This window comes from Bradyrhizobium australafricanum, from assembly GCF_020329495.1.
GTDB classification, from domain to species: Bacteria; Pseudomonadota; Alphaproteobacteria; order Rhizobiales; family Xanthobacteraceae; genus Bradyrhizobium; species Bradyrhizobium australafricanum.
Genome location: NZ_JAGKJL010000060.1, coordinates 1 through 12,213 on the forward strand (window position 1 = coordinate 1; position 12,213 = coordinate 12,213).

The 12,213-nt window shown below is 62.2% G+C and carries 12 protein-coding genes and 1 pseudogene; 2 read left to right on the plus strand and 11 right to left on the minus strand.

Features of this window, described 5'->3' with window-relative positions; translation table 11 throughout:
- Positions 1–281 (plus strand): transposase (locus tag J6525_RS36280; RefSeq protein WP_225648221.1); only part of this gene is annotated, 281 nt, incomplete at its 5' end.
- A 171-nt stretch (positions 282–452) separates the two neighbouring features.
- Here the strand turns inward: J6525_RS36280 and J6525_RS36285 are convergent.
- The 9 genes and pseudogenes from J6525_RS36285 to J6525_RS36320 form a co-directional block, all read right to left on the minus strand.
- The gene (locus tag J6525_RS36285; protein WP_225648222.1) at positions 453–1,523 is read right to left on the minus strand and encodes a threonine aldolase family protein; all 1,071 of its coding nucleotides are present in this window, start codon (positions 1,521–1,523) and stop codon (positions 453–455) included.
- A 17-nt stretch (positions 1,524–1,540) separates the two neighbouring features.
- Positions 1,541–2,080 carry an ABC transporter permease gene (locus tag J6525_RS47605; RefSeq protein ID WP_376708606.1) on the minus strand — a complete coding sequence of 180 codons (540 nt, stop codon included), beginning with the start codon at positions 2,078–2,080 and terminating at the stop codon, positions 1,541–1,543.
- A 345-nt stretch (positions 2,081–2,425) separates the two neighbouring features.
- Positions 2,426–3,178, minus strand: a pseudogene (locus J6525_RS47610) (ABC transporter permease); the annotation flags it as partial.
- Entirely contained in the window at positions 3,175–4,236 is a 1,062-nt protein-coding gene (locus J6525_RS36295) for an ABC transporter ATP-binding protein (protein WP_225648224.1), read from the minus strand. The gene J6525_RS36295 and the pseudogene J6525_RS47610, both read right to left, overlap by 4 nt.
- A 4-nt stretch (positions 4,237–4,240) precedes the next feature.
- Positions 4,241–5,215: an extracellular solute-binding protein gene (locus J6525_RS36300; RefSeq protein WP_225648225.1), complete on the minus strand. Its 975-nt coding sequence runs from the start codon at positions 5,213–5,215 to the stop codon at positions 4,241–4,243.
- 64 nt (positions 5,216–5,279) lie between these two features.
- Positions 5,280–6,350 (minus strand): pyridoxal-phosphate-dependent aminotransferase family protein, encoded by a 1,071-nt coding sequence (locus tag J6525_RS36305; RefSeq protein WP_249796278.1) that lies wholly within the window; start codon positions 6,348–6,350, stop codon positions 5,280–5,282.
- Positions 6,351–6,454: 104 nt separating this feature from the next.
- Positions 6,455–6,952, minus strand: coding sequence for a LeuD/DmdB family oxidoreductase small subunit (locus tag J6525_RS36310; protein WP_225648227.1), 498 nt, complete (start codon positions 6,950–6,952; stop codon positions 6,455–6,457).
- Positions 6,949–8,211, minus strand: coding sequence for a 3-isopropylmalate dehydratase large subunit (locus J6525_RS36315; RefSeq protein ID WP_225648228.1), 1,263 nt, complete (start codon positions 8,209–8,211; stop codon positions 6,949–6,951). The genes J6525_RS36310 and J6525_RS36315 overlap by 4 nt, the downstream gene beginning before the upstream one ends.
- Positions 8,212–8,213: 2 nt before the next feature.
- Positions 8,214–8,894 carry an RraA family protein gene (locus J6525_RS36320; protein ID WP_225648229.1) on the minus strand — a complete coding sequence of 227 codons (681 nt, stop codon included), beginning with the start codon at positions 8,892–8,894 and terminating at the stop codon, positions 8,214–8,216.
- Between the two features lie 91 nt (positions 8,895–8,985).
- On the opposite strand from J6525_RS36320, the gene J6525_RS36325 reads away from it, so the two are divergent.
- Complete coding sequence (locus tag J6525_RS36325) at positions 8,986–9,720, plus strand: IclR family transcriptional regulator (RefSeq protein ID WP_225648230.1); 735 nt, start codon at positions 8,986–8,988, stop codon at positions 9,718–9,720.
- A 342-nt stretch (positions 9,721–10,062) separates the two neighbouring features.
- Here J6525_RS36325 and J6525_RS36330 read toward each other — a convergent pair whose 3' ends face one another.
- Both J6525_RS36330 and J6525_RS36335 read right to left on the minus strand, forming a co-directional pair.
- Complete coding sequence (locus J6525_RS36330; RefSeq protein WP_225648231.1) at positions 10,063–10,644, minus strand: hypothetical protein; 582 nt, start codon at positions 10,642–10,644, stop codon at positions 10,063–10,065.
- 214 nt (positions 10,645–10,858) lie between these two features.
- Complete coding sequence (locus J6525_RS36335; RefSeq protein ID WP_225648232.1) at positions 10,859–12,208, minus strand: IS701 family transposase; 1,350 nt, start codon at positions 12,206–12,208, stop codon at positions 10,859–10,861.
- Positions 12,209–12,213: the final 5 nt, after the last annotated feature.

Sequence of the window (12,213 nt, forward strand, 5' to 3'; positions counted from 1 at the left end):
AGGGATTACCTGCCCAGGTCGTCATGGCGGATACGGCTTATGACGCCGATCACTTGCGCCAGGCGATCGCTGCCAAAGGCGCGCTCGCCGTCATCCCCAACAACCCGTCACGTGCGCTCAAATATCCGCTGGACAAGCATCTCTATGCCCAGCGTCATCTCGTCGAATGCTGCTTCTCAAAACTCAAGCAGTTCCGCCGCGTCGCAACCCGCTTCGAAAAGACCGCCCGAAATTACCTGGCCGTCGTTACTCTCGCAGCCATCGTCTTATGGATGCGATAAATGTCCACACCACCTAGTGTTCCTCACGGCATTCGGCCGTTCGGGAGAAGCTGAACCAACTACAGTCGACGATAGAGTTAATGTGGGGTTTGGGTCGCTCCCTGTTCGCATGGGCTGCACTTTGTCCGCCACACTGCTCTTTTATGTTCATCAACAGGGGGCGCGCAGGCGTCACAAGTCAGCTGATGTTAGTCCCGTGACCGCGTGACGGACGAGGGCAATGACCTCATCGGCCTCCTGCTCGGTGCTGTCAAAGCGGGCGACGAACCGGATCACCTCGTCGCCTCGTCGCGCGAATTGCAGCCCGTTCGCCGCGAGCCGGTCGATGGCTAGTGCGGGCAGCTTGGCGAAAATCAAATTGGCTTCCACCGGAGCGACGAGCCGAACGTCAGGCAGTGCGGCGAGTCCTGCTCCAAGGTAGGTAGCCACGGAATTGGCCTTTGCCGCGAGTCGTAGAAAAAGGCGATCCTCGACATAAGCGAGCAGCTGTGCGGACGCATAACGCATCTTCGACGCGGTCTGTCCGGCGCGGCGAAGCCGATAGGACAGGGGTTCAACAAGGTCGTGGTCGAAGACCACGATCGCATCCGCTGACATCGCCCCGTTCTTGGTTGCTCCAAACGACAGGATGTCGACGCCCGCTCGCCAGGTCATATCGGCCGGGCTGCAGCCGAGCCGCGCCAAGCCGTTGGCGAACCGGGCGCCATCCATGTGCAGCGACAGATTCTTGTCACGGGCGATTTCGCCGATCGCGGCGATCTCGGCGAGAGGGTAGACCGTCCCATATTCGCTGGCCTGAGTGATCGACACCGCATCGGGCTGGGCGCGATTGCGGACTCCCCAAGCCGCCCCGGTAACCGCCTCGCGCAGGATTGGTGGCTCGATCCGAAAATGCCGGCCGGGCAACGTGAGAAGCTTTGCGCCACCTGTAAAGGCTTCGGTCGCGCCGCCTTCCGCCGTGTCGATATGTGCTTCCTTGTGACAATAGATCGCGCCGTAGGGCCGCACGCAGGCTGCGAGCGACAAAGCATTGGCTGCCGTGCCGGTCGAGACTGGGAACACCGCGACCTCGGTCTCGAACAGCGTCGAGAAGCGCTGATTCAGCAATTTCGAATAATCGTCGTCGCCATAAGCGGCGGCTGAGCCACGATTAGCCTCCTCGATCGCTCGCAGTATCTCAGGGCTGACCGGCGCGACGTTGTCGCTGCGAAAATTCGGGAGCGCTTTGGTTGCTTCGTTCATGCCGTCCTCGGCCGCCGTCAGATCACGGTCGTTTCGTGTTTGCTTATGCGCCAGTTGATCAGGAGCAACGGGAGTGCGGTGACCAGGATGAGCACCGCGGCTGCGGCGGCTGCGAGTCCCGCGCCAGTGCCCTCGATGGCATGGTACATCACGACGGTTGTGGTGACCCAGCCGCTCGCATAGAGCACGATAGTTGCGCTCAACTCGGAGGCTGCGGTGATCCAGACCAGCACCAGCCCGCCGACAAGACCCCTCGCCATCAGCGGCACCGTCAGAGTCGCGAAGGTTTTGCTCGGCGAGACCCCGAGATTGATTGAGGCTTCCTCGAGCGAGGGATCGAGTTGATGCACGATCGCTGAGGACGACCGGATCGCGAAGGGCAATTTGCGGACGACGTAGGCGATGACCAGGATCAGCCAGCCGCCGGTCAAGATCAAAGGGCCGCTGTTGAACGCGATGATAAGTCCGATCGCCAGGATCGTACCGGAAACCGCAAACGGCACCATGCCGACGAAATCGAGCAATCCTGACAAGCGCGAGCGGTGCCGGGCCACCACGTAGCCGATCGGAGCGCCGATCAGCATAGTGGCGATGGCCGCAATGCTGGCGAGTATCAGCGTGTTGAGCAGCGGCCGATAGGAGCCCGACAACAAGGTCGCGTAATTGCCCAATCCGAACTCCCAGGTCAGCACGGGGCCACGGAAGCGCAGGACGGAGATCATCAACACGGCTGCAAAAGGCAGCAGCGAGGCAATCACAATGCCCCAACTCACGACCGTAGCCACCAGCCGCGGTCCCGGTGTCAGCGGCAGCTTCGCGGCCGCACTGCGGGCATTGGTTGAGAAGCGGCGCTTGCCGAGATAGTGCCGTTGAACGACAAGCGCGAGCGCCGTGCAGGCGATCAGGAGCACGCTGAGCACACCCGCAGCAGCCGGATTGGCGTCAGATTCGCCGGCGAACAGCTTGAAGATGTCGACGGCCAGGAACGGGCGGTCCTCAGCCAGCACCGCTGGCACGCCGAAATTCTCCAGCGCCTCAATGAACACCAAAATTCCGCCGGCAAGTATCGCCGGCATCACGATCGGCAGCAGCACGGTGCGGATCACATAGGACCGTGAACCGCCGAGATTGCGGGCTGCCTCCTCCATCGAAGCATCGACGGCCTGGAAGCCGGCCATCACGGGCATGACGACGTAGGGATAGAGAGTCAACGTGAACACGATGACGATGCCGGGTAGGCCATAGATCGAGCCGATCGGGATGCCGAGTCCGCGCAAGGCGCTAGTGATGACGCCGGCATGACCGAACAGCAGCACGAGCGCATAGGCGCTGACGAAGGAGGGCAGGACCAGCGGCAGGGAGGCAAGCGTTAGCAGCAGTGCGCGGCCCGGTATGTCGATCCGGGCAAGACAGAAGGCGAGCGGGATGCCGATCGCGCATGTGAAGGCCGTCGCGAGCGCGGCGCAGAGCAGACTATTGCCGATGCCGCCAAGGTAGTATCGGCTCTTCACAATCGCCGCAAAATTCCCAAGCGTCAGCCCGCCTGTGCCGTCGATCCGTATGCTCGCATCCAGAACGAGAGCCAGCGGGTAGAGCAGAAAGACCGCGAGCAGCACCAGCGCCGCCAGCGCCACGATGGTGGCAAAGCGTTTCATGGCGCCGGATACGCCGTGATCTGGGCAGGATCGTAGGCAAGGGTGAGCGGCGCGCCGGGCAAGACATCAAGTACCTGGCCGCCGAGCGCTGTGATCCGTAGCTGGGTGCCGTCCGGCAAGGTTGCGTGGAGACGCTGCATCGGGCCCAGAAATTCGCGTAGCGCCAGACGTGCCTGGACGAGCGGACCCTCGGAACTGCTTCCCAGCCGCAGGGCCTCCGGCCTGACCGACAGCAACACCGGTGCGCCCGGTGACGCTACCTCGCCTCTGACCGAGAACTCCGTTCCGGCCGCCGCGACAGGGGTGTTGCGGCCATCGAAAGCGCCGGCGATGCCCGGCACCACATTGGTCGAACCGAGGAACTCGGCGACGAACGCAGTCTGCGGCATCCGATAGATGCGTTCGGGCGTGTCCACTTGCTCGATCTTGCCGCGACGCAAGACGGCGATGCGGTCGGAGATGGCGAGCGCCTCCTCCTGATCGTGCGTCACGTAGATCGCAGTGAGGCCGAGCGCCTGCTGGAGCTGTCGGACCTCGATTCGCATTTCGGTGCGCAGTTGCGCGTCGAGATTGGAGAGAGGCTCGTCGAACAGGAGCACGGCGGGTTCGATCACGAGCGCGCGGGCGATCGCCACGCGTTGAAGCTGGCCACCGGAGAGCTGGTGTGGCGAGCGTGGACCGTAACCTGCTAGGCGCACCCGCTCGAGCGCTTTGTCGACACGCGATGCGATCTCGGCAGCCGGGACCTTCCTGGCCTTCAGCCCGTAGGCCACGTTTTCGGCGACGGTGTGATTCGGGAAGATCGCGTAGTTCTGAAACACCATGCCGGTGTTGCGGCGATGCGCGGGTACGGCATCGATGCGCCGGTCGTCGAAGGAAATGGATCCGGATTCGACATCCACGAAGCCGGCGATCATGCGCAGCAGCGTCGTCTTCCCGCAGCCCGAAGGCCCGAGCAGCGTGAACAGCTCGCCGTGCCTGATGTCGAGCGAAATGTCGTCCACGGCCCGCACCGCGCCGAAGGTGCGGGTCAGACTTTCAATCCGAATCCTGGTCATGGGATCAGCGCGTGTTCTGGATCGTGGTCTTCAGACGCGCGAGGGTGTCGCGCCGGGCCGCTTCCCATTTGGCGTCGTCATAAGGCAGCACCTTGATCGCCCGGAAGGGCAGCATCCCGGGTGCGACTGCCTCGAGCTCGATATCTTGACGGGCAGGGCGCCGGAAAGTCGCTTTCAGCAACATCTCCTGAACTTCTTTGCTGGCCAGGTAGTCGACCAGCCGCTTGGCGGGCCCGGGGTTCGGTCCGCCTTTCAGGATGGCCGCGCCCTCGACGCCCGCATATGTGCCCTCGGCCGGATAGGTGACGCTCACTGGCGCGCCATTATGGGCCCACAAGAAGCCGGCATATTCGAGGGTGATGCCAAGTGGATATTCGCCGCTACCGATCCCGTCGAACACCTGGGTCGAGCGGTTGAGCACCTTCGCATTGGCAAGCAACCCGTCCATCCTCGTCCAGGCCGCGTCATCCGCACCCCACAGCGACAGAAGTGTGGTCGCGGCCGCATATGAGAATCCCGAATTGGCCGGGTCGGTGAAAGCGAGCTTGCCCTTCCATTTCGGATCGAGGAGGTCGGCCCAGGATTTGGGCCCGCTGGTCTTGTCGATCGCCTTGGTATTCTGCCCGATCACAACGACCTGGATGTTGGTGCCCAGCCAAAGGTCGTTTGGATCGCGGAATTGGGCCGGCACGACTTCGCGGCCCGTGGCCGGGTAAGCCTGAAGATGTGGACTCGCCAGCCGCAGCAGCGTCGCATTGACACCCCAGATTACGTCACCCTGCGGATTGGCGGACTCAGAGGCGACACGGCGTACAAGGACACCCGATCCGGTCGAAACCACGTCGACTTTGATCCCCGTCGCCTTGGCGAAGCCTTCGGCGACAAGCTTGTTCACGGTGTCGTCGTTGGCCGAATAGAGCACGACGCTCTGCTGGGCCGCGGCCAGCCCGGCCGCGAACAGCGATACCGCGAGGGCCACGACTCTGGCGAGGACGGAGGCAGGACATCTCATCATGGTTCGCCTTTATCGGTTCAATCGTCGCTCATGTGGTGGCAGCGAGGTACACGGTGGCCGCCTTGAGCCCGGTGCCCGGCTCAATCGGCAAGCCGAGCTTCGTGAGTGAGTCTTCAAGATGCAGAAGGTCGGTCAGAATGGTCCCCGTGCTCAAAGCCCCCATCGTGCCAAACCGGATGACACGGCCAGAGAGACGGTTGCGGGCGCCTGCGATCACCGTGCGGTGATCCTGGTAGAGCTGCCGGACGATGGCTCCGCCTTCGAGCCCGTCTGGGACCTTGAAGACCACGACCGTGCTCGAGCGCGGCCCATCGCGGCAAAAATCTGCTAGTCCGAGCGCCGCGCCGCCGGCGCGCAGCGCGGCTGAGAGCTTCTTGTGGCGCTCGAGCACATTGGCGAAGCCTTCCTCATGCATCATCGTCAAGGCCTCTCGCAGACCGTAGATGAGGCTCACCGGCGCCGTGAATGCGGTCTCGTTCTGCTCTGCGGATTTCAGCGCGCGACGGAAATCCCAATAGAAGGTCGATCGCTGCTTGTCCTGCCCGATCACGCGCCACGCCTTGGCGCTCACGCTGGCAAGTGCGAGGCCGGGCGGGCACATCAAGGCTTTTTGCGAGGCTGAGACCACGATATCGACGCCCCATTCGTCCTGCCGCATCTCGATGCCGCCAAGACCGCTGACAGAATCTGCGATCAGCAGCGTTGGCCGGTTGCGCACGAGCGCGCCGAGCGCTGCGAGATCGGCCACGATCCCGGTTGAGCTCTCATTGTGCACGGCGACGACGGCGCAATAGGTGTGCTCGCGCAACCGGGTCTCCACCGCGGCGATATCGATCGCCTGGCCCCATTCGATCGCGACCGTGTCGACCGTGATGTTCATGGCCTTCGCGATGGCGGTGAAACGCTCGCCGAACTGACCATGCTCGATCACAAGGATCCGGCTGCCGGGTCCGGCTACGTTGACGAGCGCGGCCTCCATGACGCCTGTTCCGGAACTCGCAAAGAACAGGACATGGTTTGTCGTCCCCAGGATTGGACGGATCATCTTCTCCGCCTCGCCGATCGCGGTCCGGCATTCGTGACCGCGATGGTTGACCATTATCCGGGCCAATGCATGCCGCACCCGCTCGGGCACCTCAGTTGGACCGGGAAGCCGAAGACGGTAACCTGTCGAGGCGATGGCGGAGGAAGTCTCTGTGGCCGTCATAGCTTGAAGTCACCGTTCTGACGCATGTAGGGAACCAGGCCGCCCGCGCGCAGGATCGCCAGCATGATCGGTGGCAGAGGATCCGGGCTGAGCATCTCGCCACTACGTTCGTTGCGGATCGCGCCGCTGCCGTCGTAGATCAGGATGTCGCCCTCACTAATCCCGCCGGTATCGCAGACGAGCGGCAGCAGGCCGTTGTTGATGGCGTTGCGGTAGTAGGTCCGCGAGAATCCTCGAGCCAGCACTGCCGGAATGCCGGCGCCGAGCACTGTCGTGACGGCGACCTCCATGGCCGAACCGCAACCGAAATTCTTGCCCGCCACCAGGATGTCTCCGGGCTGTACAGAAGCTGCGAAGGCAGGATCGACATGTTCGAACAGGAATTGCTTCAGAATGGCGGGATCGAGGCTCTCCCGCTTGCGGCTCGAGCTGATGATCGAGTCGGTGTTGACGTCGTCGCCAACCAGTCGCGCGCGTCCCCGCAGAGCTGTCATCGCGACTCCTCGCGGGGATCAGTCACCACGCCGCGTGTTGCCGTGGCTGCGCAGGCAGCCGGGGAGGCGAGGTAAATCGATGCCTTGGCGTTCCCCATGCGGCCCTTGAAGTTGCGGTTGGCCGTCGAGATCACCGAAACCCCGTCTGCCGGGATCACTCCGCAGGTCCCGCAGCAGGAGCCGCAACCCGGCTCGACCACCGTCGCGCCGAAGCCGACCAGGGCGTCGAGCGTGCCGTCGGCCGCCATAGCGTCGCGGACCTCGCGCGATGCCGGCGTGACCACGAGCTGCACGCCGGGCGCAACGCCTCCACCCGCCTCGAGCACGGCGAGGGCCTGATGGAAATCGCGTAGCCTGCCGCCCGTGCAGGTGCCGAGATAGACCATCTGCACCGGCGTACCGGCCACATCCTCGAGTGGCACGACCTGATCCACCAGATGCGGCAACGCGATCTGCGGCGGGAGTGCGTCGAGCGCGATCTCCACGGTCCGGGTGTAGCGGGCATCCGGATCCGATGCGATCGGTTCGAAGGCTTGGCCGGTGCGACCTTCCAGATACGCGACGGTCTCTTCATCGGCCGGGAAGATGCCGGTCTTCGCCCCCATCTCGACCGCAAGATTGCTCAGGACGAGGCGGTCCTCCAGCGTGAGCGTGGCGAGGCCGGGCCCCGCGAATTCGAGCGCCTGATAGGCCGCACCGTCGGCGCCGAGTCGGCCCGCGAGCGCCAGCGCGACATCCTTCGCATAGACGCCGCTCGGCAGTTCTCCGGTCAGAACGACGCGGATCGAGTCAGGGACGCGCAACCACATCCGGCCGCACAGCATGATTGCGGCAAGGTCGGACGAGCCGATCCCGGTCGCAAAACAATTCAGCGCCCCGTATGTCACGGCGTGGCTGTCGGCTCCAACGACCAAGCTGCCCGGCAGCGCGCGGCCGGTCTCGACGATGAGCTGGTGGCCGATTCCTTCGCCGGCCTCGTGCAGTGTGACGCCGAAGCGTTTGGCGAAGTCTCGCATCACGCGATGCAGTTCGATCGTTTGCGGGCTCGCGGGCGGCACGTAATGGTCGAGCGCAAAGACCAATCGCGCGGAATCGTGCACGTTCTTCCCGCCCATCGCCTTGAAATAATCGAGCGCCATCGGGACTGAACCGTCGGTACCGAGCGCGCAATCGACCTCGCAGACCACGAGGTCCCCGGCCTGCGCATCCTGCCCGGATTTTCGAGCAAGTATCTTCTCGGAGATCGTACGCCCGGCCATCGTTAGACCTCTGGCATCTCGCAGCCGAGACGGCGGAGCGAGGCGTCGACCCAGCTACGATCGAGCGTACCGGCTTCGATCGCCGCCATTTGCTTGGTCTCGGCAGCCCCCTTGGCTTCGGCGGCCTCGATCACCGCTCGGCAATCGTCGACGGCAACTGCGAGGACGCCGTCGTCGTCGCCCAACACCAAATCGCCGGGCAGTATGACCATGCCACCGATCGCGATCGGCCCGTTGATCTCGCCCGGACCGTCCTTGTATGGACCGCGATGGGTGACACCCGCTGCGAATACGGGCAGCGGGTTCGCCCGGATCGCAGCGGCATCGCGGATCGCGCCATGGATGACGACGCCGGCGACGCCGCGCCTGGCCGCCTGCGCGAGCATCATCTCTCCGAAGATTGCGTTGCTAAGGTCGCCAGCCGCATCGACCACGATGACGTCGCCGGCAACTGCCATGTCGAGCGCCTTGTGAACCATCAGATTGTCGCCGGGGCGGGTCTTCACGGTCAGAGCGGGACCAGCCATGCCACCGGCCGCATGCATGGGCCGGAGCGTCGCGCCGCCCGAGGCCATGCGTGACATCACATCACTAATATTGGCGACCGGAAGGGCGCGAGCCCGCTTGATCCATTCGTCCGCGACAGCGCGCTTGCGGGAGTGGATCCTGAACCCTACGGCCATACCGAACCCCATTGAAAATGGAACGCCGTTACGCATAGTGTAATGGTGATACGCCGAGGTCAACCCGGAATCGGCGGAACAGGGGATTTCGATGCCGAAAACGCAGGGGGTCGCCGCCGTGCAGCGCGCACTGGCGATCTTGGATACGTTCGCTGGAGCCGGCTCGCGCAGCCTGGCCGACATCGCCAAGATCACGGGTTTGGCAAAACCAACGGTGATGCGTTCGCTGGTATCATTGGACGAAGCCGGCTACGTCGTCCGCCTCAGCGACGGCCGCTACGCACTCGGTGCGAAGACTTTCCAGCTCGGTACCACCTATCGGGCCAATTTCAATCTCGAACAGCATGTGCTGCCGGTGCTTCAGCGGCTAAGCCAGCAGACGTTGGAGAGCAGCGCGTTTCACGTGCGCGAACGTGACAGCCGGCTCTGCCTATTTCGGGTGGATTCGCCGCAACTAGTACGCGACGTCGCACGGCTCACAAATCTCGCGCCGCTTGATTTGACCTCGACAGGACAAGTGCTGAGGATGGCCCGTTGGGCGGACCGGGTAGATGACGGCGTGCACATCTTTGTCAGCTCCGGAATTTACGACGCCGTGACGGCCTCTCTCTCCACCGCTGTCTTCGGCCACGACAGAGCACTGGTGGGGGCCATGACGGTCAGCGGCCCCGTCGAACGCATACGTCGCGCCGATCTCGGGGCGTTGGCGGCCCGGCTCACCGACGCCTCGCATCAGCTGTCGCTTGTGCTCGGCGCGCCACTGCCCCGGGAGGTCGGCGCGCCGCGCATCATCAGCTTACCATCGGCGGAAACCGGCTCTCCCTGAACCTCCTCCAGTTTGAGCTGTTTGGCGGAAGCTTGCCCGAGCTGGGTGGTGATGGATTGGAGCGAGAGCTCAAGGGTTTCAATTGGTTAGAGAGCTGCGTGTGCACACGGTGGTGCACCGAGAGATGCAGAAAAATCCATCAAGAGCACGTTCTTGCCGGTCTGAAGCCGCTCAGTACGAATCGAGCGTACCCGTGCCAACGTGGGCTCATCGAGGCCCGTTTCGACAGCAAATGGCTTGGTCACCTCGTGAGTCTGAAGGCGCGCAAAGAGCGCCTGAAGGGCAGGCTCGGCACTCAATTCGCATCCTTTTCCCTGACAGAGGGAAATTCCCCACCGCTCTTTATGGGTCTCCTGGTTGATCATCTTTTTTCGGCCTTCCGCCCCCAGCAGCGGCCGGGATCGGTGGCGTGACCAAAATAACTTTGTAGTACTTCGCGCCGTCAGGGTCCGTCTCCTCAGCTTGCAGCACAAACTGATCCGCTGCTCCCTTTACTGACGTTCCGTCTATGGCATCGAACTCAATTCGGTCGTAACGGCCGCCGGTGCTAGAAGCTCCGGTCAAGCCTGTGTAGATCGCATCGCAGACAGCTACATGATTTGCAGCCGTTAAGGCGTCAAGCCCACTAATATTCGCCTTGTCGATGAACCAAGTCCATCTTGATATCGCGTTCGGCGCGGCCTTATCCTTGTTCTTGACTGGAAGAAAGCATTTGTTGTCGGGCCTGCGGGCGTGCCCGTGCTTTATATTGTTGGTGAGCCACAACAGGTCCTTATCTGTCTTGAAATACTCTTGGATCAACTGATTCTTGGGATCAACCATCGGATGTTGTGTACGAATGTCGTTAAGTCGGCTGCCACAAAATTCGTGATTGAAATGCTGGATGAGCATGCGTGTTCCGACAGTTCTGATCAGCGCTCCCATTTGCTCTCTCCAATGCCAGCAGACGAACTCTGCTGAATGCTAGAATAGAATTGAAGAACTCGTTCGTTCACCTCTTTATCGTCGCTATTTGCTCCGCATTGACATTGACGTTGCACCACGGCGATCTCGCAGGCACCTCGCAAGGTTAATTTTTTTGCTCTGCTACCAAACAGGCTCGCACTACTTTGGCAGATTGTGTTTTCGCCGCTGTTTTTCAGGGATTTCCTTTCGGCAATATGGGCACTGCTGAGGCGGCGGCCGAAGGATGAGATCGACGATGGCGTGACGTACGGCTGGCATGGTTGGCTGAGGCGGAGGCCCGTTGATTCTTTTTTTTCCGCCCCGCGTATGCGAGGCGACGATGTTGCAGGAAGGCGTAGGCAATCATTGTCATCAAGGCGTGGCGATGAAGACCTTGCCATGACCGCCCTTCGAAGTGATCAAGTCCAAGCTCCTCCTTCAGCTGTTGATGCGCCTGCTCACAAATCCACCGTGCCTTGATGGTGGCGGCCAGCGTGCGCAGATCCGTCGCCGCCGGAAGATTGGCGAGATAGTATTTCTTCTCCCCGGAGGCACGTTGCTCACCAATGAGCCAGGCTTCGTCGCCTGGCAGATGCTGCTGACCTTTATCCCATATTCGCTGCGGAGGGCCGTCGGCGGTGCGGACACGGAGAGCAGCAAATCGAGCTTTGAGCCGACCTTTCGTCCCGCTACGCCAACTCAGGGTTTTCCATTTGGCGCTGGCCAGCATTTGTTCGGCCGCAATCGATAAGATATCGGGCACGTGGTGCTTTCGTGGTTTGCCACGGACTTTGGTGATCGGCCAAATGAGCTTCACATCGACCGGATACACTTTCTGGTGCCGAGGGATACCGACAGCCCAGGTCAGCCCGCGCTCTGTTAGCCCTTGTCGAAACGGTGCGCTGAGGCCGTATCCTGCATCCGCCAGCACACATCCAAAGCGCATGTTGGCTGCCATCGCGCGGTCAATCTCGGCCAAAGCGATCTCCGGCTTGGACCGTGGCGTTCGGTGTTCGACTGGCACGCGAGCGCGCTTCAAACGAGACATGTCGCTTGTCCAGCTGTCAGGCAGAAAGAGACGTAACGCGACCATCACTGGCACTTCGCCGCGTGCAAGCGTTAAAGACACCAGCGTTTGGCAATTTGCGGTTTTACCGAGAGCCGACGCGTATTGAGCCGCAACACCGACCGATCGCTCACCCTTCTTGGGAAGTGAGGTGTCATCGATAACCAGCATCGCATCCCTGCCGCCGACAAGTCGGTCCGCCTGGTTGAGCAGCTCCGTCTCCAGCGGCGTCGCATCCCAGACACCGTCCGCAATGAAATGGTGCAACTGGTCGTAGTTGCTCGTGGCAAGGCGTTCCGCCATCGGCTGAACGCTCTTGCGATCGCCCGGACCGATCAATCCCGCAACATACAGAGGACACATCCGCTGCCGGGTCTTATGACCCAGCCGGTCCAAGAACGGCATTAGCCAGCGTTCGAGTTCGTCTTCCCATCTCGGCATGGTCAGCCCTCCAAGAGCCGACCACCCATGAATCATTGAAA

Bases quoted from the DNA above. Each gene is read 5' to 3' on its own strand.
- J6525_RS36285 (WP_225648222.1), bottom strand. From the start codon at position 1,523: ATGAACGAAGCAACCAAAGCGCTCCCGAATTTTCGCAGCGACAACGTC.
- J6525_RS36295 (WP_225648224.1), bottom strand. From the start codon at position 4,236: ATGACCAGGATTCGGATTGAAAGTCTGACCCGCACCTTCGGCGCGGTG.
- J6525_RS36305 (WP_249796278.1), bottom strand. From the start codon at position 6,350: ATGGTCAACCATCGCGGTCACGAATGCCGGACCGCGATCGGCGAGGCG.
- J6525_RS36310 (WP_225648227.1), bottom strand. From the start codon at position 6,952: ATGACAGCTCTGCGGGGACGCGCGCGACTGGTTGGCGACGACGTCAAC.
- J6525_RS36315 (WP_225648228.1), bottom strand. From the start codon at position 8,211: ATGGCCGGGCGTACGATCTCCGAGAAGATACTTGCTCGAAAATCCGGG.
- J6525_RS36320 (WP_225648229.1), bottom strand. From the start codon at position 8,894: ATGGCCGTAGGGTTCAGGATCCACTCCCGCAAGCGCGCTGTCGCGGAC.
- J6525_RS36325 (WP_225648230.1), top strand. From the start codon at position 8,986: ATGCCGAAAACGCAGGGGGTCGCCGCCGTGCAGCGCGCACTGGCGATC.
- J6525_RS36330 (WP_225648231.1), bottom strand. From the start codon at position 10,644: ATGGGAGCGCTGATCAGAACTGTCGGAACACGCATGCTCATCCAGCAT.
- J6525_RS36335 (WP_225648232.1), bottom strand. From the start codon at position 12,208: ATGATTCATGGGTGGTCGGCTCTTGGAGGGCTGACCATGCCGAGATGG.